This window comes from Cyanobium sp. N5-Cardenillas, assembly GCF_024345515.1.
Taxonomy (GTDB): Bacteria; Cyanobacteriota; Cyanobacteriia; order PCC-6307; family Cyanobiaceae; genus Cyanobium.
In genome coordinates, this window is the sequence record NZ_JAGQBG010000041.1 from 1 (window position 1) to 16,700 (window position 16,700).

At 69.9% G+C, this 16,700-nt stretch carries 22 protein-coding genes and 1 riboswitch; of the genes, 13 read left to right on the plus strand and 9 right to left on the minus strand.

The window, feature by feature from the left end; genetic code table 11:
• The 4 genes from KBZ04_RS05155 to KBZ04_RS05170 all read right to left on the minus strand — a co-directional run.
• Positions 1-571, minus strand: a 571-nt coding sequence (locus KBZ04_RS05155; protein WP_254990846.1) for a cupin domain-containing protein, incomplete at its 3' end; no start/stop codon positions are given.
• Positions 572-574: 3 nt separating this feature from the next.
• Positions 575-1,276: an anti-sigma factor domain-containing protein gene (locus KBZ04_RS05160; protein WP_254990847.1), complete on the minus strand. Its 702-nt coding sequence runs from the start codon at positions 1,274-1,276 to the stop codon at positions 575-577.
• On the minus strand, positions 1,273-1,854 hold the full coding sequence (locus KBZ04_RS05165; RefSeq protein ID WP_254990848.1) for a sigma-70 family RNA polymerase sigma factor: 582 nt from the start codon (positions 1,852-1,854) through the stop codon (positions 1,273-1,275). The genes KBZ04_RS05160 and KBZ04_RS05165 overlap by 4 nt, the downstream gene beginning before the upstream one ends.
• Positions 1,851-2,867: a DMT family transporter gene (locus KBZ04_RS05170; protein WP_254990849.1), complete on the minus strand. Its 1,017-nt coding sequence runs from the start codon at positions 2,865-2,867 to the stop codon at positions 1,851-1,853. Before KBZ04_RS05170 ends, KBZ04_RS05165 begins: the two co-directional genes overlap by 4 nt.
• Positions 2,868-2,918: 51 nt before the next feature.
• Between KBZ04_RS05170 and KBZ04_RS05175 the strand changes: the two genes are divergently transcribed.
• From KBZ04_RS05175 to KBZ04_RS05185, 3 genes are all read left to right on the plus strand, one after another.
• The gene (locus tag KBZ04_RS05175) at positions 2,919-3,794 is read left to right on the plus strand and encodes a hypothetical protein (protein ID WP_254990850.1); all 876 of its coding nucleotides are present in this window, start codon (positions 2,919-2,921) and stop codon (positions 3,792-3,794) included.
• 110 nt (positions 3,795-3,904) lie between these two features.
• The gene (locus tag KBZ04_RS05180; protein WP_254990851.1) at positions 3,905-4,423 is read left to right on the plus strand and encodes a DM13 domain-containing protein; all 519 of its coding nucleotides are present in this window, start codon (positions 3,905-3,907) and stop codon (positions 4,421-4,423) included.
• Between the two features lie 106 nt (positions 4,424-4,529).
• Entirely contained in the window at positions 4,530-5,777 is a 1,248-nt protein-coding gene (locus tag KBZ04_RS05185) for a cytochrome c biogenesis protein DipZ (protein WP_254990852.1), read from the plus strand.
• Between the two features lie 15 nt (positions 5,778-5,792).
• On the opposite strand, the gene KBZ04_RS05190 is transcribed toward KBZ04_RS05185, so the two are convergent.
• From KBZ04_RS05190 to KBZ04_RS05200, 3 genes are all read right to left on the minus strand, one after another.
• Complete coding sequence (locus tag KBZ04_RS05190) at positions 5,793-6,503, minus strand: molybdopterin-dependent oxidoreductase (RefSeq protein WP_254990854.1); 711 nt, start codon at positions 6,501-6,503, stop codon at positions 5,793-5,795.
• Between the two features lie 4 nt (positions 6,504-6,507).
• Positions 6,508-7,101, minus strand: a complete 594-nt coding sequence (locus KBZ04_RS05195; RefSeq protein WP_254990855.1) for a cytochrome b/b6 domain-containing protein — start codon at positions 7,099-7,101, stop codon at positions 6,508-6,510.
• Positions 7,102-7,239: 138 nt separating this feature from the next.
• Positions 7,240-7,584 carry an ArsR/SmtB family transcription factor gene (locus KBZ04_RS05200; protein ID WP_254990856.1) on the minus strand — a complete coding sequence of 115 codons (345 nt, stop codon included), beginning with the start codon at positions 7,582-7,584 and terminating at the stop codon, positions 7,240-7,242.
• A gap of 259 nt (positions 7,585-7,843) precedes the next feature.
• Between KBZ04_RS05200 and KBZ04_RS05205 the strand changes: the two genes are divergently transcribed.
• From KBZ04_RS05205 to KBZ04_RS05215, 3 genes are read left to right on the plus strand one after another with little or no spacing between them, the layout of a single operon-like run.
• Entirely contained in the window at positions 7,844-8,686 is an 843-nt protein-coding gene (locus KBZ04_RS05205; protein WP_315860067.1) for a sulfite exporter TauE/SafE family protein, read from the plus strand.
• Positions 8,683-9,117 carry a hypothetical protein gene (locus KBZ04_RS05210; protein ID WP_254990857.1) on the plus strand — a complete coding sequence of 145 codons (435 nt, stop codon included), beginning with the start codon at positions 8,683-8,685 and terminating at the stop codon, positions 9,115-9,117. The genes KBZ04_RS05205 and KBZ04_RS05210 overlap by 4 nt, the downstream gene beginning before the upstream one ends.
• Positions 9,114-9,605 (plus strand): GNAT family N-acetyltransferase, encoded by a 492-nt coding sequence (locus tag KBZ04_RS05215; RefSeq protein ID WP_254990858.1) that lies wholly within the window; start codon positions 9,114-9,116, stop codon positions 9,603-9,605. Before KBZ04_RS05210 ends, KBZ04_RS05215 begins: the two co-directional genes overlap by 4 nt.
• A 9-nt stretch (positions 9,606-9,614) precedes the next feature.
• Here the strand turns inward: KBZ04_RS05215 and KBZ04_RS05220 are convergent, their stop codons facing one another.
• Complete coding sequence (locus tag KBZ04_RS05220; RefSeq protein ID WP_254990868.1) at positions 9,615-10,652, minus strand: sirohydrochlorin chelatase; 1,038 nt, start codon at positions 10,650-10,652, stop codon at positions 9,615-9,617.
• A gap of 74 nt (positions 10,653-10,726) precedes the next feature.
• Positions 10,727-11,752 (minus strand): energy-coupling factor ABC transporter permease, encoded by a 1,026-nt coding sequence (locus KBZ04_RS05225; protein ID WP_254990859.1) that lies wholly within the window; start codon positions 11,750-11,752, stop codon positions 10,727-10,729.
• Between the two features lie 159 nt (positions 11,753-11,911).
• Here KBZ04_RS05225 and nikR point away from each other — a divergent pair, with 159 nt between their 5' ends.
• The 7 genes from nikR to KBZ04_RS05260 all read left to right on the plus strand — a co-directional run.
• A complete protein-coding gene (gene nikR / locus KBZ04_RS05230) occupies positions 11,912-12,352 on the plus strand; it encodes a nickel-responsive transcriptional regulator NikR (protein ID WP_254990860.1) in 441 nt (146 codons plus the stop codon).
• Positions 12,343-13,155, plus strand: a complete 813-nt coding sequence (gene cbiQ, locus KBZ04_RS05235; RefSeq protein WP_254990861.1) for a cobalt ECF transporter T component CbiQ — start codon at positions 12,343-12,345, stop codon at positions 13,153-13,155. The genes nikR and cbiQ (KBZ04_RS05235) overlap by 10 nt, the downstream gene beginning before the upstream one ends.
• Positions 13,152-13,952, plus strand: a complete 801-nt coding sequence (locus KBZ04_RS05240) for an energy-coupling factor ABC transporter ATP-binding protein (RefSeq protein ID WP_254990862.1) — start codon at positions 13,152-13,154, stop codon at positions 13,950-13,952. The genes cbiQ (KBZ04_RS05235) and KBZ04_RS05240 overlap by 4 nt, the downstream gene beginning before the upstream one ends.
• A 61-nt stretch (positions 13,953-14,013) precedes the next feature.
• Positions 14,014-14,163, plus strand: a riboswitch (cobalamin riboswitch).
• A 55-nt stretch (positions 14,164-14,218) separates the two neighbouring features.
• Positions 14,219-14,938: an energy-coupling factor ABC transporter permease gene (locus KBZ04_RS05245; RefSeq protein WP_254990863.1), complete on the plus strand. Its 720-nt coding sequence runs from the start codon at positions 14,219-14,221 to the stop codon at positions 14,936-14,938.
• A gap of 3 nt (positions 14,939-14,941) precedes the next feature.
• Positions 14,942-15,262: an energy-coupling factor ABC transporter substrate-binding protein gene (locus KBZ04_RS05250; RefSeq protein ID WP_254990864.1), complete on the plus strand. Its 321-nt coding sequence runs from the start codon at positions 14,942-14,944 to the stop codon at positions 15,260-15,262.
• Positions 15,259-16,059, plus strand: coding sequence for a cobalt ECF transporter T component CbiQ (gene cbiQ, locus KBZ04_RS05255; RefSeq protein WP_254990865.1), 801 nt, complete (start codon positions 15,259-15,261; stop codon positions 16,057-16,059). Before KBZ04_RS05250 ends, cbiQ (KBZ04_RS05255) begins: the two co-directional genes overlap by 4 nt.
• Positions 16,056-16,700: energy-coupling factor ABC transporter ATP-binding protein (locus KBZ04_RS05260; protein ID WP_254990866.1), on the plus strand; the 645-nt coding region annotated here is incomplete at its 3' end. The genes cbiQ (KBZ04_RS05255) and KBZ04_RS05260, both read left to right, overlap by 4 nt.

The window sequence follows — 16,700 nt, forward strand, 5'->3', positions numbered from 1 at the left end:
CACCCTGCTCGTCTTCGAACACCCCGTCGAGCACGAAGATCTCCTCGCCACCGGGATGGATGTGCTGGGGGAAGCGGGTGCCGGGCTGCCAGCGCACCAGCGCCACATGCTCGGTGCCGAAGCCGTGCAGGGGCAGCACGGTGAGGCCCTCGACCAGCCCCGGCACGAAGGGGGAGCAGCGGGTGTCGATCATGACCCGCGTCTGGTCGGCCGGATCCATCTGCTGCAGTTTCACCAGGATGGTGCAGCCGGCCGCACTGAACGGGGCATGGGCGGAACCCACGGGGTTGCGCACGTAGGTGCCGGGGCCGTAGTCGCCGTGCTCATCCGAGAAGACTCCCTCGAGCACCAGAAACTCTTCGCCGCCGCCGTGGTGGTGGGGGGAAAAGCGACTGGCGGGGGCGTAGCGCACCAGCGAGGTGGCCCGGGCGATCTCGCCGCCGTCACGCTCCAGCAGGCGCCGCTCCACCCCGGCCAGGGGCGACGGGTGCCAGGGCAACGCGCCGCTCTCGACCACGGCCCGCTGGCCCAGATCGGCATGAACACATGTGGGGGCAGGGAAGGCGGCCATGGATCAGATCGAACTGGTGAGCACCATGGGACCCCTGGGCAGCGGGCCGGTGGGGTCGCCCTCGATGCTGACACTGACGCCGCTGGCTTCGCTGGTGGGGGAGAGGGGGATGGGCATGGCCACCTGACCGCGGGCGTTGGGCACGAAATGGACACAACCGACGGTCTTGCCGGCCACGGTGGCCCAGAGCCGGTAGGTCTGGTGGGGCGGCAGGGGCGGCAGGTCGGAGAGCTTCAACACGTTGTTGGTGCGGTTGCCGGTGACAAGCACCTCGCCGGAGGCTGTCAGTCCAGGCTGCATCGCCTGCAGGGGCAGCATCCGGCGCTCACCGGGCAGGGTCGCCGCCGGCAGGTGCCGCTGGAGGTCTGCCAGCTGCTGCCGGGTCCGGTGCAGCTCCCCGCCCAGCAGCAGCAGGCCGACGGCCAGCAGGGAGGGACCCAGCCAACGCCGCCACGGTTGGCTCTGGCGGCGGGGCTGCAACAGACGCTGACGCAGGGCGGGGGGGGGGACCGCCGTGGCTGGCAAGGCCAGGGGCAGCAATTCCAGGGTGGTGCTGAACTCCTCCAGGCGCCGGCGCAGCTCGGGCCGCTGCCGCAGCAGCTCAGCCAGCTGTTCCCGCTCGGCCTCCTCCAGGTCTCCGAGGGCATGGCCGGCCAGCAGGGCATCGATGCTGGCGGCGTCGGATGGGGTGGTGTCGGGTGTCATGGCTGGTCGGGCGAGTCGTGGAGCAGGGCGCGCAGGCGGATCAACCCCTGGCGAGCGCGGGTCTTGACGGTGCCGAGGGGCAGCTTGAGCAGCGAGCCGATCGCGGACTGACTCAGCCCTTCGTAGTAGGCCATCTCCAGCACCTGACGCTGGTTGGCGGGGATGGCCGCGAGGGCGCCGCGGACCCTCTCCGCCAGATCCTCGGCCTCGGCACTGTCGTGGGGCGTGGGCACGGCCTCTGGAAACAGGTGCTGCGACCAGCGTTGCACCAGCTGCCAGCGGTTGGCGCGCTGGTTGAGGCGGTTGATGGCCATCGAGCGCGTCAGCAGCAGCAGGTAGGCCAGCACCGGACCCCGGGCGGGGTCGTAACGCCCCTGCTGCCAGTAGCGCAGGAAGACGTCATGGGCGAGGTCCTCGGCTTCATGGCTCGAGCGGCAGAGTCGCAGGGCCAGGCGGTACACGGGACCGCTGCAGGTGTCGTAGAGCTCCGCCAGATCGCCGGCCGTGTCGGTGGCGCCCTGGAGGGCGCCCCGCAGGAGCGGACGGCGTGGGGGAGCGTCGGCGTCGGAGGGTGTCACGACCGGGGGGGCGTTCGGCGGGGTTGCCGTTCTCCGGATACCGGCGAAGGGCGCGATTGGATGGGGCCAGGCCGGCGGCTGGTGAACACGCCGGCCAGCACCAGGGCCGCACCGGCCAGCACCGGTACGCCCAGGGGCTCCCCCAGCAGCAGGGCGGCGCTGAGGACCGCCACCACCAGGGCCAGGGAGCTCCAGAGGGAGACGACGGCCACGCTGCAGCGGCGGTAGGCCTGGCGCAGGGCCAGTTCCCGGCCCAGGGAGAGGGTGACGGCATAGACACCGATCACCCCCACCACCCACCAGAGCCGCAGCAGGAGGAAATGGTGCGGGCCGAACAGCACCAGGGCGATGGCGCCGAAGACCAGCGCGCTCAGCAGGGTGGGCACGCCCACACTCACGGCCGCCGGCCAGCGGCGGGCGGCGATGGTGCGGCCGCTGACGGCCGAGCCCGCGAAGGCCAGCACCCCCACCAGGGCCCAGGCGATGCCGGCAGCGTCATCCATCCGGCCACTGCCCATGGCCATGGCCGCCTGGGGCAGGATCAAGCCAGCTCCGATCAACACCAGGCTGAGCCGGAAGCCGGCGGGGAGCGCCTCCCCGAGCAGCCAGCGCGCCAGCAGGGCCGAGACGGGCAGCACCAGGGCGAACAACAGGGTCTGACTGATCACCGACAGGGATTCCAGGGCGAAGTAATAGGCCACGGGCCCGAGGAACAGGCCCAGGCCGCCATGGAAGGCCAGGAGGCGCCGGTCGGCGGGGCCCAGTCGCCTCAGATCGCTAATCAGGGTGCGCCGTCCGGGCAGCAGGGATGCCAGGGCGACCGTGAGCTGGGCCAGGAAGAACACGTTGCAGAAGCTGATCGGGTTCTCGCCCTGCACCGGATTCGCCAGGCCATGGTCCTGGAGCCCCTTGAGCACGGTGGCATCCAACCCCCGCAGCAGCACATAGAGCAACAGCGGCAGCAGACCCGGGATCGGCCGCTGTGTCCTGCCCATCGGAATCGGCACCGTCATCTGCCCAGGATGGAGCGCTCCTACTGTTCTGGGCGTCGGCATCGGGTTGTTTTGCGCCTCCCCACCGTCCTGAGCCAGCTGTCGCGGCCGGCACACCGCAGGCTCGACCACCAGCGCAGCCCCTGGACCAGCCTCTGGCGCCAGCCGGTGTCGATGGCGATGCGGATGCCGTGGCCGGTGTTCTTTCTGGCGATGACCCTGATCTACCTGGCGGAGGTGCTGGTCTTCGCCATGGCGTTTCAGCTGGATCCCGGCCACGTGGAGGCCGATGGAGTGATGGGGGTGCCGGATGCCGGCATCTTCGCGCTGCAGAACCTGTTCAGCGCCAGCTTCCAGTCCGCCATGGTAAGCTCCCCTTACACCCTGGGCCTGGCGGCGAGCCAGCGGATGGTCGCCATCCTGACCACCGCCATGGTCACGGGACTGTTCTTCCTGCGCTTCACCCAGGTCGATTCGCCCCTGCGCTTCAGTCGGCAGCTGTGCCTCAGCGGCTGGCCCGATGGTCACCTCAGCTGCCGCTTCGTCACCGCCGACCCCAGCTACTGGCTGAAGGTGACCTACGCCATGGTCCTGTTCGTGGATGAGGAGATCGAGCCCGGGGTGTTTCAGCGGCGCATCCATCCGCTGCCCCTGCTCAACGCCGCCACACCCCAGCTGCATCTGACGGCCGTACTGAGCCACCGGCTGACGCCGGAGAGTCCCCTGGTCCAGCTGGGGCTGGACGCCATCGCCAGGGCCAGTGGGGCCGTGATGGTGCTGGTGGAGGGCTCCGACGAGGTGACGGGATCATCCCTGCTCCAGATTCACCATTACCGCCTCGGTGACATTCTCCAGGGCCGGACCTTCGCCGATCTGGTCGCCGAGGACAGCCAGGGTCGGCGGCGGGTGGACATCGGCGCCCTCGACCACACCCGACCGATCGGCTGAGAGAAGCCCCGGTCCAAACCGATCCGGCGGCTCACGGGTAACTCGTCATGAGCGCAGGCCGCGCCGGTTCTCGGTCCGGCTCCTACCTCGCCACTCTCGCCGCATCCCCAATGTCACGCTCCAACAGCGCCCTGCTCCGCACCGGCGCCCTCACCGTGGTCGCCGCCGCAGCGCTCTCCGGCGTTGCCCTCCACGCCGCACCGTTCCAGAGCCCTTGGATCGCCCAGTCTTCTCCCGCGATGAGCGGACCCTCCAAAGGGATGGGCATGGGGATGGCCATGGCCAAGGGCAACTTCCGCAAGGCCGAGGCCCCCGTGAGCGGCGGCTTCTCGATCGGCGAGCAGGGCGGCAAGACGGTGCTCACCCTCAGCGGCGACTTCAAGACCAACGACATGGCCCCGGACCTGTGGGTGGCCTTCAGCCCCTCCGCCACGCCCCTGGCCATGAGCAAGGCCCCCGCCTTTCCCCTCAAGCCCGGTAGCTACACGCTGCTGTCGAAGCTGAAATCCAGCAAGGGGGGCCAGAGCTACGTGATCCCCGCCTCCATCGATCTGAAGGCCCAGAAATCGGTGCTGATCTGGTGCCAGAAGTTCAACGCCACGATGGCCTGGGCGCCCCTGAAGCCCTGAGCCGCGCAGGAACGCCGGTTGACTGGCTCCGGCTGCTTCACCTCGCCCTGGCGGTGGTGCTCGTCTACCCCCTGCTGGCCAGGGTCAGTCCCTTCCCTTCCCCACCATGGCCCTGCCATTGCTGGCCTATCTCGCCGGCCTGCTGACCATCCTCAGCCCCTGCATCCTGCCGGTGCTGCCCTTCGTGTTCAGCCGGGTGGGGCATTCCTTCGTTAGCAGCACCCTGCCCCTGCTGGCCGGCATGGTGTTGACCTTCGCCGCCATGGCGAGCCTGGCGGTCCTGGGTGGCGGCTGGGTGGTGCAGGCCCACCAGTGGGGGCGGATGGCGGCCCTGGCGCTGCTGGCCCTGTTCGGCCTCGCCCTGCTCTGCCCGGCCCTGGCCGATCGCCTCGGCCGGCCCTTGGTGAGCCTGGGCGCCGTTGTTTCCCGCCGCTCCGATCGAGCGCAACGGCGGGGCGAAGCCATTGCCGCTTCGGCCCTGCTGGGGGTGGCAGTGGGGCTGCTGTGGGCTCCGTGCGCCGGGCCGATCCTGGGGCTGATCCTCACCGGAGCGGCCCTGCGGGGGGGCAACACCGGCACAGCCCTGCTGCTGCTGGCCTACGGCCTGGGTGCTGCCACCTCCCTGGCGGTGGCCCTGCTGGCCGGCGGTCGACTGGCCAGCACGCTCAGACGTTCGCTGGGGGCAGGGGTCTGGCTGCGCCGCGGGCTCGGGGCCGCCGTGTTGGCGGCGGTGGGAGTGAGCGCCCTGGGGCTGGAACAGACCTCCTTCGCCGGCTGGGCCCTGGCGGACACCAACCGCCTCGAGCAGGCCCTGCTCACCAGAGTTCCGCCCCCAGAGGCTGCCAACCAGAGCGCCCCTGCGATGAGCCGCCTGCCCGTGCTGGGCACGCTGCCGCCCTTTCCGAAGGGGGCCACCTGGCTCAATTCGCCGCCCCTCAGCCGCGACCAGCTCTGGGGGAAGGTGGTGCTGGTGGACATCTGGACCTACTCCTGCATCAACTGCCTGCGCACCCTGCCCCATGTGCGGGCCTGGGCCAGCAAGTACAAGGACCACGGCCTCGTGGTGATCGGCGTTCATTCCCCAGAGTTCGCCTTCGAGCGCGACCTCGGCAATGTGCGAGCCGCCGTCCGCAAGCTGGGCCTCACCTATCCGGTGGTGATCGACAACAACTTCGCCATCTGGAAATCCTTCAACAACCGCTACTGGCCGGCCTTCTATTTCATCGACAGCCAGGGCCGCATCCGCCACTCCCATTTCGGCGAGGGCGCGTACGACACGTCCGAACGCACAATCCAGGAACTGCTGCGGGAGGCGGGCCAGAAGAACGTGCCCACGGGGCTGGTGCGGCCCTGAGGGCCGACGTCGCGCTCAGAGCCCGGCAAACCACTCGTAGCCCTGGTCTTCCCAGTACCCCCGCCGGTCCCCGAGCGTGGCCATCAGCTTCAGGCCCGTGACCCACTTGCTGAGCTTGTAGCCCAGCTTGACGGGGGTGGCCAGGCGCAGCGGAGCCCCGTTCGCCGCCGGCAGCGGGGCTCCGTTCATGTGGGTGGCCAGCAGGGTCTGGGGGTGCAGAGCGGAGGCCATATCCCAGCTTTCGTAGTACTGATCAGCCGACGCGATGAACACGTAGCCGGCCAGGGGCGAGGGGCCGGCCAGGGCCAGCACATCGGCCAGCCGCGGCCCCGACCAGGCCACGATCGCCGACCAGCCCTCCACGCAGACGTGGCGGAGAACGCACTGCTGCTGGGGCAGGGCCGCCAGGGCCGCCAGATCCAGACGCAGCGGACGACTCACCAGCCCGTCCACATCGAGCCGGTAACTGGCGGGATCGATGTCGGGCATGCCATTGAAACTGTTGATCAGCAGGGCGGCCGGATCCACCTGGTTGGGCCTGAACTCCGGCAGCTTTCCCTTGCCCTGCAGCAGGGCCTCGAGGCGTTCGTTGAGTGGCTGGGTGGCGGCGCCCACCGCCTCACTGACACCATTGAGGGCACAGCCACCGAGCAACAGCGTCGGAGCCGCCCCCAGCAGGAGGCCGAGAGAGCGGCGGCGACTCAGCGGATCAGCAGGGTTGACCATGGGATCAGACGGCCATCGAACGCCACAGCCGCAGCCCCCCAACCCGCCAGGACAGCACCACATGGGCGCCCAGCAGCAGGGAGATAGCGGGAATGGTGGCCAGATGGCAGACGCGCAGTACCTGCCAGCTGTCGTGTCCGGCGGCTTCGGCAAAGGAGAAGGGAGCCACCAGCCACCAGAACTGGGCAGGTTTGTACATCGCCATCCCCGTGATCAGGCTGAAGCCGAGCACGATCAGCATCAGGCTGTACACCAGCCGGTGGGCGGCCAGCCGTCGCTTCGGGGTGTTGCTGCTGACGCGAAGGGTGCCGACATCTCCAAGCGCCGCTAGGCGCTGGTGCCGCTGGCGGAGCAGCAGGCCGATCCAGACACCGAGATTGGCGGCATAGAGGCCCATGACGCCGAAGTGCCAGTCGCGACCGCCCGCCAACCAACCTCCGAGGGTGAACAGCTCGGGCACGGTGGCACCATCGCGGCCACCGAACACCGGATTGGCGTTGTAAATCTGCAGCCCACTGGCCGCCATCAGCAACAGCACCAGCAGGTTGAAGGAGTGGAAGGCCCGGGTCCAGAGCGGGGCATACCGGATCGCGGCCATAGGGCGTTGGGAGGACGCGGGCATCTCGGAGGCGCAAGGGAAGTTCCAACGCCCTGGAGATTCTGGCCCCTCGGCGGCCCACTGGGGCGATGTTTGCTGTCGCGCAGCCCGATGCCAGTGGCCAGAAGCCGTGGATGATCAGGCCGTCTGGAGCTGATCCAGCTGCTGCTGCAGGCGCTGCTTCATGCGTTTCTGAACCAGGTCGCAGAGTTCCTCCACCAGTTCGGTGTCGGCCCGGTAGATGAGCCGGACCCCGTCCCGGTCGCAGGTCACCAGGCCAGCCCGCTGCAGCTGGGACAGCTGGCGGCTGATGTGGGACTGGCTGAAGCCGGTGGCCTCGATCAGGGAGGCGACATCGGCCGGCCCCTGGCGCAGGTGGCAGAGCAGCTGGAGCCTGGCCGGTTCGCTCAGCAGGCGGAAGAACTGGCTGAACTCGTCCAGCAGCTCGGGACTGGGGATGGAACCGGGGCCGGCTACGCCCATGGCAGCAGATTATGTCGCTAGAGGAATTATGCAGGGTTTCCCCGGCCGTGGTGGGGACCGGAACGGTTCCGCAATGGAGCAGCCCTCTGCAGCGACCTGCAGCGCCACCACTGCCACTCTTTCGTCGTTGTATGCGTGTATAGTCATAGTTGCCGATGCAGGTTGTTTCCATGGCGTCAGGCCCGCCAGTCCCCGATCAAGCCACCGTCTGCGACAGGGTCCGCCTGCTGGCCGTGATGCCCTGGAACCGGGTGCGTCCTTGAGCGCCGCCGTCCTGGTGCTGATGGCCGGTGGGGGTGCCCTGATCGGCTTCCTGCTGGCGGTGCTCGGGGCCGGTGGCTCGATCCTGCTGATGCCCCTGCTGATCAGCGGCGCCGGTCTGCCCACCCGGGAAGCGGTGCCCCTGTCGCTGCTGGCCGTCACCCTGCTGGCGGTGGCCAATGCCGGCCCCTACCTGCGGCGACGCCAGGTGGCGCCGCGTCCCGCCCTGGCCCTGGGGGTGCCGGCCCTGGCGGGCAGCTGGATCGGCGGCACGTTGGTGAAGCATGGCCTGATCCCCGAGCCCGTGCAGCTGGGTGTGTTCGCCGCCGCCGCCCTGGTGGCCGCCTGGCTGCTCTCCCGCCGCCCCACCGGCACCGCCCGGGCGCCCCGGTCCGCCGGACCGCCCCTGGCCCTGGCGGTCCAGGGGGTGCTGGTGGGCCTACTCACCGGCATCGCCGGCGTGGGCGGCGGCTTCGCCATCGTGCCCGCCCTGGTGCTGCTGGCCGGTCTGCCGATGCCCCTGGCCAGCGGCACCAGCCTGGTGCTGATCGCCACCAACAGCCTGGTGGCCCTGGGCGCCCTCGGGCACTGGCCGGCGGCCGCCCTGCCCCTGCTGGCGCCCCTGATCGGCGGCGGACTGGTGGGGGCGATCGGCGGCCAGGCCCTGGCCCCCCGCCTGTCGGATCGTCACCTGCGCCAGGGCTTCGCCGCCCTGCTGGTCGGCTCGGCCCTGCTTACGGGCGCCGAAGCCCTCCAGCGCCAGCGCAGCTCCACGGTGATGCGCGAGACGACCCTCCGCAGCGCCATCCCCTTCACCCCCGACGTTTCCCCCCAGCGATGACCCACCTCCTGTTCCAGTTCCGCCTGCAGAGCCGCCACGGAGCCGCCGGCGACAGCCTCCGTGTCGATTTCCGCAATGGCGAGCTGGAGCCCTGGCAGCCGCTGGAGCCCAGCCTGCGGACCCCCGGCTTCCGGCTCTTCCTGCTGTCGCTGCTGCTCTGCCAGCACCACTACCTGGTCGCCAACGCCCTCGAGCGGCACCTGCCCCTGGCGGCGGTGGACGGGGTTCTCAACGTGACGGCTTCCGCCGACTGGATGATCGAGGCGGTGGAGGGCACCTTCCAGGTGCGGCTGGAGGCGGCCGATGGGGCGGCGACACCGGAGCTAGATGAGTCCAGCCGGGCCTTTCTGGAGCGGCGCATGAAGGTCTGTCCGGTGTCGCGGAATCTGCCCGGTACTGTGACCAAATCGATCGTGGTGGAAGCGGCTTGATCCTCCGGCCCTACGCGCCTGACGACTGGCCAGGGGTGTGGGCGGTGCTGGAGCCGGTGTTCCGTGCCGGCGAAACCTTCCCCCACGACCCGGCGATCGACAGCGACACGGCCCGGCGGGCCTGGGTGGAGACGGTCGCCGCCACCGTCGTGGCCACCGAGTCGGACGGCGGGATCCTGGGCACCTACTACCTGCGGCCCAACCAGCCGTGCCTAGGCGCCCACGTGGCCAACGCCGGCTACGTGGTGGCCGAGGCCGCCCGGGGCCGGGGGGTGGGCCATGCCCTCTGCCGCCACTCCCAGGAGGAGGCCCGGCGGCGGGGCTTCACGGCGATGCAGTTCAACCTGGTGGTGAGCACCAACGCCGCCGGGGTGGCCACCTGGAGCCGCAACGGCTTCGACACCATCGGCCGCCTGCCCGGAGCCTTCCGCCATCCCCGGCTGGGGGCGGTGGATGCCCTGGTGATGTTCAAGTCCCTGATGGGGTGATCAAGTCGATCACGGCGGGGCGGGGCCCCGCAGGGTGCGCGGACCCAGGGGGTGATCGGCGTGGGGATAGGCCGTGTGGGTGTGGAGATGCAGATGGTCATGGTGATCGCCGCCGTCATGGCGGTGGCCCGGCGCCGGCAGGGGGACGCCGTTGGGCTGGCAGGCCCCGGTGCACTCCCGTTCACACAGCTGGCAGGGTTCCCCCAGTCCTTCAACATGGTGGTGGTGGCTGTGCTGGGGCGCCCCCACCTCCCTCTCGAAACCAAGCACCTGGGCGCGGTACTTGCAGAGGGAGCAGTTCATCGTCGTATCGCCGCTGATCACCTCCTCCAGCCGCTCGAGAAAGGTGTCGATCACCAGGGGATGGTCGCTGAGGTAGGCCGCCTTGAGGAACTCCACATCGGGGTGATCGGCGGCGACGCGGTCGGTGTGCTGGTAGATGCGACTCACCAGCACACCGGAGAACAGGAAGTAGGGGAACACCACCACACGGCGGAAGCCCAGGCGCACCGCGTGGCGAAGCCCGGGCTCCACCAGGGGGAAGGTGACTCCGGAGTAGACGGTCTCCCCCCAGCCGAATCCGAAGCCCTCCACCAGCATCCTTGTCACCTTGCTGACATTGGAGTTGGCATCCGGATCGGAGGAGCCGCGCCCCACCACCACCAGCAGGGTGTCGGCCAGGGGAACCTCCGGGGCCCGATCCAGGCACTCCCGCAGACGGGCACCGGCCGCCTGCATCATCTTCGGGTCGACGCCCAGCTCCCGGCCGTAATCAATCCGCAGCCCGCTCTCCGCCGCGTAGGTGTTCAGCACCGAGGGAATGTCGTTCTTCGCATGGCCGGCGGCGAAAAGCATCCCTGGCACGGCCAGGACCCGGCGCACCCCCTGCTGGCGCAGCCGCTCGAGGCCTTCGCGCAGGATCGGTGTGGCGAATTCCAGATAGCCGTGCTCCACGGGGAGATCGGGGAGGCGCCGGCGCAGGCCGCTGGCCAAGCGGGCGAATTCCTCCACCGCCAGCCGGTTGCGGCTGCCGTGGCCGCAGAGCATCACTCCGAGGCCGGCGTTGGGATCGAGGAGCAGTCCGGCTGCGGGACCTGCGAGGGAAGAGACCGGACGTCCGCTCACGGGCGCCCCCGCAGCACCAGCCCGAGGCTGCCGGCCATCAGCAGGGTGAGGCCGCCACCCACGAGGCCCGCCAGGCTTCGTCCCGGGCTGGGGGTTCCCCAGCCGGCCTCCGCTGTCTCGGGGGCCGGCACGGCTGGGGCCTCAACCGACCTGAAGTCGTAATCGGGGAGAAAGGACGTCTGCTCCTGCACCGTGGCGATCTCCTCCTTGAGGGCCGTGGGGGTGCCGTCGAACTCGGGTCGGCGGGTGACGCCGCTGATCGACCACTCCAGACCGTCGGGATGGCCCGAGGCGAACCAGGCCAGGATCGCTCCGGTGACCACGGCGGCGACGGCCAGGGTGGCAATCACCCGGCGCAGCGCCAGCCCTCCCAGGGGCTGGCGGCCGGCTGCACGGGAGAGGACCTCCGGCTGGAGACGGGCGATGTAGAGCACCACGGCCGCCGTCACCAGGCCCTCGACGAGGCCGATGGCCAGGTGGATCGGCAGCATCAGGGCCAGGAACGTGCCGAAGGGCAGATCCGAGATCCCGGAGAAACTGGTCTCCAGCACCACCGCCAGGGCGCCGAGGCTGAGGCCCACCAGGGCGCCGGCGATCGATCCGACGACCACCCGGGTGGGGCCGGGCCGTTCGCCGACGATGCGCCGGTAGATGAGGGGGTAGGCGACGAACGCCGGGAAGACCCCCAGGTTGAAGATGTTCGCTCCCAGGGCCAGCAGGCCGCCATCGGCGAAGAACAGGGCCTGAACCGTCAGCACCGAGGCGATCACCAGGAAGGCCGCCTCCGGCCCGAGCAGGATCGCCAGCAGCAGCCCGCCGCCGAGATGGCCGCTGGAGCCGGTGGCCGGGATGGAGAAATTCACCATCTGGGCCGCGAACACGAACGCCCCCAGGACGCCCATCAGGGGCACCCGGGCCGGGTCGGGGTGACGGTGAAGCGTGCGGGCGCACTGCACGGTGACCAGGGCCGTGGCCCCCCACATCGCTCCTCCCACCGTGTGGGAGAGGAGGGCGTCAGCCATGTGCATCGGAAGGTCCTGTCAGAGGGCGAAAAAGGGGAGGGACACGTCTCGGCGTCGGTGCTACGGATTGCCAAAACGTGTTACGGTCCGTCAAAGGCTATGGGTGCGCCCCGATGGCCGTCAACGTGCAATCGATTCGGCCTTCGTGTTACTGGTCCCTTGACTGACGTCGTCCGCTTCTCCATCTCCAGCGAGGGAGCCCTGCTGGACCGCTTCGACACCCTGATCGCCCGGAAGGGTTACGGCAATCGATCCGAAGCGATCCGCGACCTGATCCGCAACGCCCTGGTGGAGGAGGTGCTGGCGAATGAATCCGCCGAGGCGGTGGGCACCGTCACCCTGATGTACGACCACCACGTCGCCGAACTCAGCAACAAGCTCACCGACCACCAGCACCACCACCACCGAACGATCGTCTCCACCCTCCACATCCACCTCGACGACCATGACTGTCTGGAGGTGGTGGTCCTGCGCGGCAGGGCCGGGGAGATCAGGGCCCTGGCGGACTCGCTGATCAGCACGAAGGGGGTCAAGCACGGCCGCTTTGTCGCCTCGGCGGCCACCAGCTCCCTGGTGCCGGACCCTCCGCCATGCGCCTGATCAGCCGCGAACGGCAGGCCCTGGGGCGCATCGACGGCTTCGCGCGCCAGGACACGGCGATCCACCGCCTCGATGCCCGCGCCAAGGTGCTCGCCACCGCCGTGTTTCTGGTCTGCGTGGTGTCCTTCCCGAAGCACGCCGTCCTGCCGCTGCTGCCGTTCGTGTTCTTCCCGGTGGTGATCGCCAGCCTCGGTCGTCTGCCCGTCCGCTGGCTGGGCCAGCGCCTGCTGATCGCCTCACCGTTCGCTTTGATGGTGGGCATCGCCAATCCCCTGTTCGATCAGGCGGCGGTGCCGATCGCCCCGGGGCTGAGCATCGCCGCAGGCTGGCTGTCGTTCCTCTCGATCGTGCTGCGCTTCCTGCTCACCACCGCGGCGGCCCTGCTGCTGGTGGCCACCACCGGGATGCCGGCCATCGCCGAGGCCCTGCGGCAGCTGCGGGTGCCCGGCGTGTTCGTCACCCAGCTGCAGCTGCTCTACCGCTACCTCTTCCTTCTGGGGGACGAGGCGCAGCGCATGGAGCGGGCCCGCGATCTCCGCTCCTGTGGCCGGCGTGGCACCGGCCTTTGGGTGGGCGGCACGCTGCTGGGGGCCCTCCTGCTGCGCACCCTCGCCCGGGCGACCCGGATCCATGACGCCATGCTGCTGCGGGGCTTCGAGGGAACGATCCGACCGGCCTCCCCCCGCGCCCTGACCCGGCGGGACCTGGTGTTTCTGCTGGGTTGGAGCACGGCCTTTCTGATCTGCCGCCAGGTGCCGGTGGGGGAGCTGCTGGGGCACGCCGTGATCGGGGCGCAGCCATGAGCGCAGCCGGGAACGGTTCCCTGGGCCCACCCGCCACCGGGACCGCCTTCGTCCCCGCCATCGAGGTGGTCGGGCTGGTCTACGCCTATGCCGACGGCACCCCGGCCCTGGACGGGGTTTCGCTCCGCATCGCCCCCGGGGAAACGGTGGCCGTGGTGGGCGCGAACGGGGCCGGCAAGTCGACCCTGCTGGTGCTGCTCACCGGCCTGCTCGAGCCGGTGGCCGGCGGGATCCGCATCAACGGTCTTCCCCTCGGCCCCGGCAGCCGGGCGGAGATCCGCCGCTCGCTCGGCATGGTGTTCCAGGAAGCCGATGACCAGCTGTTCATGCCGACCGCCGCCGAGGATGTGGCCTTCGGCCCCCGGAACCTGGGCCTGCCGGCCGACGTGGTGCAGCAACGGGTCAACCTGGCACTGGAGCAGGTGGGCGCCCTGGCCCTGCGGGAGCGCTCCCCCCACCGGCTGTCCGGTGGCGAGAAACGTGCGGTGGCGATCGCCACCGTCCTGGCGATGGAGCCGTCCATCCTGCTGCTGGATGAGCCGAGCGCGGCTCTCGATCCCCGGGCGCGGCGCCGGCTGATCCAGCTGCTGCAGGGGCTCTCCCACACCCGGGTGGTGGCCACCCACGACCTCGATCTGGCCCTGGACCTCTGTTCACGGACCGTAGTGCTGAGCGCCGGGCGCGTCGTGGCCGACGGGCCCAGCGACCGGATCCTTGCCGACACGGCCCTGCTGGAGCGCAGCGGCCTGGAAGCCCCCCTGAGCCTGCAGGCCCGCAGGCCCTGCCGTCGGGGATGAGTCCGGCCCCGGGCGTGTGTCCGACCATCGGCGAGCGGAACGGTTGGCGCGAAAGCCGATGGCTATGTTTGGCCCGGCAGGTCCTGGCCCCGGGCCGGAAAACAACGAGGAAAGACGGTGCGGGAGTTCTTCCCCAGTCCGTCGCTGTCCCGCAACTGTGATGGGCTCTGCCCTCAGTCAGAACACTCGCTCCTGCCAACCCAACCATCTCTTCTGCGAGGTACAGAGTGAGGATCCAGCCGGCTCAGCCGGCCAGCCTTCTTGCCATGGCTGGCCTGAGCACCATCATTGTCTTGCTTTCTCCGGGCCCTGCCATGGCGATGCACATCGCCGAAGGGTTCCTGCCGTTTCCCTGGGCCGCCTTCTGGTGGCTGGTTTCGCTGCCGTTCCTGCTGGTGGGCCTGCGCTCGCTGGCCCGCATCACCCGGGAGCACCCGGAGCTCAAATTGCTGCTGGGCCTGGCGGGCGCCTTCACCTTCGTGCTCTCTGCCCTGAAGATCCCGTCGGTGACGGGCAGCTGCTCCCACCCCACCGGCACCGGCCTGGGGGCGATTCTTTTCGGCCCCTCGGTCATGACCGTGCTGGGGGGCATCGTGCTGCTGTTCCAGGCGGTGCTGCTCGCCCACGGGGGCCTCACCACCCTCGGCGCCAACATGGTGTCGATGGCGGTCGTGGGACCGCTCGTCGCCTGGTGGATCTTCCGGTCCCTGCTCCCCACCGGTCGCACCCGCCTGGCGGTGTTTGCGGCGGCGGCCCTGGCGGATCTGGCCACCTATGTGGTCACCGCCGTCCAGCTGGCCCTGGCCTTCCCCGCAGCCGAAGGTGGTTTCGGCGCCTCGTTGGCGAAGTTCGGCGCCATCTACGCCGTCACCCAGGTGCCGCTGGCGATCACCGAGGGCCTGCTCACCGTGCTGGTGTGGAACTGGCTGCAGGCCTACGGCAAGCCCGAGCTGAAGACCCTTCAACTGATCCATCAGGAGAACTGACCCATGCCGACCCCTTCCGAACGGAATCCCCGCAGGCACAACTGGCTGCTGGTCGCCGGCGTGGTGGCCCTGGCCCTGTTCCCCGTGCTGTTCATCCGCGGTGAGTACGGCGGCGCCGACGGCCAGGGCACCGAGGCGATCGAGAAACTCCAGCCCAGCTACAAACCCTGGTTCGAACCTGTCGTCGAATTGCCCAGCGGCGAGATCGAGAGCCTGATGTTCGCCACCCAGGCCGCCCTCGGCGCCGGCGTCGTCGGCTTCGTGATCGGTCTCTACCGGGGCCGGACCCTGGCGGAGGAGCGCAAGGAGCCACCGGCACCATGAGCCATCGGATCGATGCGCTCGCCCATGGCAACCGCCTCAGACTCCTGCCGCCGCTCCACAAGGCCGGCTTCGCGGCCACCCTGCTGCTCCTGGCGCTGGTGGCACCGATGCCGGTCCAGGTGCTGATCGGCCTGTGGCTGGCCCTCTGGGTCGTGGGGTACGCCGGCATTCCAGCCGGCACGTACCTGGCGATGCTGCTGCTGCCCCTGGGGTTCGCCGTCTCCAGCCTGCCCGCCATCGTGATCAGTGCGGTCGGACAGGATGGGCTGGCCGGCCTGCAGGCCGATGCCTGGCGGGGCCTCAGCCAGCCGGTGGCGGGGTGGACCCTCTCCATCAGCAACCACGGCCTCAGCCAGGCGTCCGCCCTGCTCACCCGTTCGCTGGCGGCCACCAGCGCCCTGTTCTTCCTGCTGCTCACCACCCCGTTCAGTGAATGGATCCAGGTGCTGCGCCGACTCCGCGTGCCACCGCTGCTGCTGGAGCTGATGGTGCACGTCTACGGCTTCATCTTCACCCTCTGGGCGATCGTCGATGAGATCGCGGTGGCCCAGAGGGCACGCTCGGGCCACAGCAACTGGCGGCGCACCCTCCACAGCCTTGGCCTGTTGATCGGCCAGCTGCTGGAACGCTCGCTGGCCAGCTACCGGGGCCGGGCCCTGGCCCTGGAGGCCCGGGGATTCCAGGGGGAACTGCGGGTGGTGTCCTGCGCCAGCCATCGCGCCTCGCGGCGCTACCTGGCGGAAGCCATCGGCGGCTGCGCCGTGCTGGGGGCCCTCTCGATCGCCTGGCAGCGATGACCGGCACGCCCCTGCTGGAGTTCGAGCAGGTGGGCTTCAGCTACCCCTGCGCCTTGGGGCCCTCGATCGCGTCCTTGTCACTGCGGCTGCCGCAGGGATCCCGCTGCGGCCTGATCGGTGAGAACGGCTGCGGCAAGACCACCCTGTTCCTGCTGGCCCATGGCCTGCTGAAGCCCCAGCGCGGGCGCCTGCTGTGGCGCGGCCAGCCGATCGGCTACGGACGCCGGGAACTGGCGGCACTGCGGCGGCGGGTGGGCCTGGTGTTCCAGAACCCCGAGCACCAGCTGGTGGCAACCACCGTGGCGGAAGATCTCTCCTACGGGCTGGTGAACCTGGGGCTGGAGGAGGGCGAGATCCGCCGCCGGATCGAGCGGATCGCCGATCGTTTCGGCCTTGGCGACCTGCTGGACCGGCCGGTGCACATGCTCAGCCTGGGGCAGAAGAAACAGCTGTCGCTGGCGGATGTGATGGTGCTGGAGCCCGAACTGCTGCTGCTCGATGAGCCCACCGCCTTCCTCAGCCCCGGCCATTGCCGCGATCTGAGGGCGCGGCTCGATCACATCCATGCGGCGGGCACCACGATCGTGGTGGCCACCCACGATCTCGAGTTCCTCCACGGCTGGGCCGATTGGCTGCTGGTG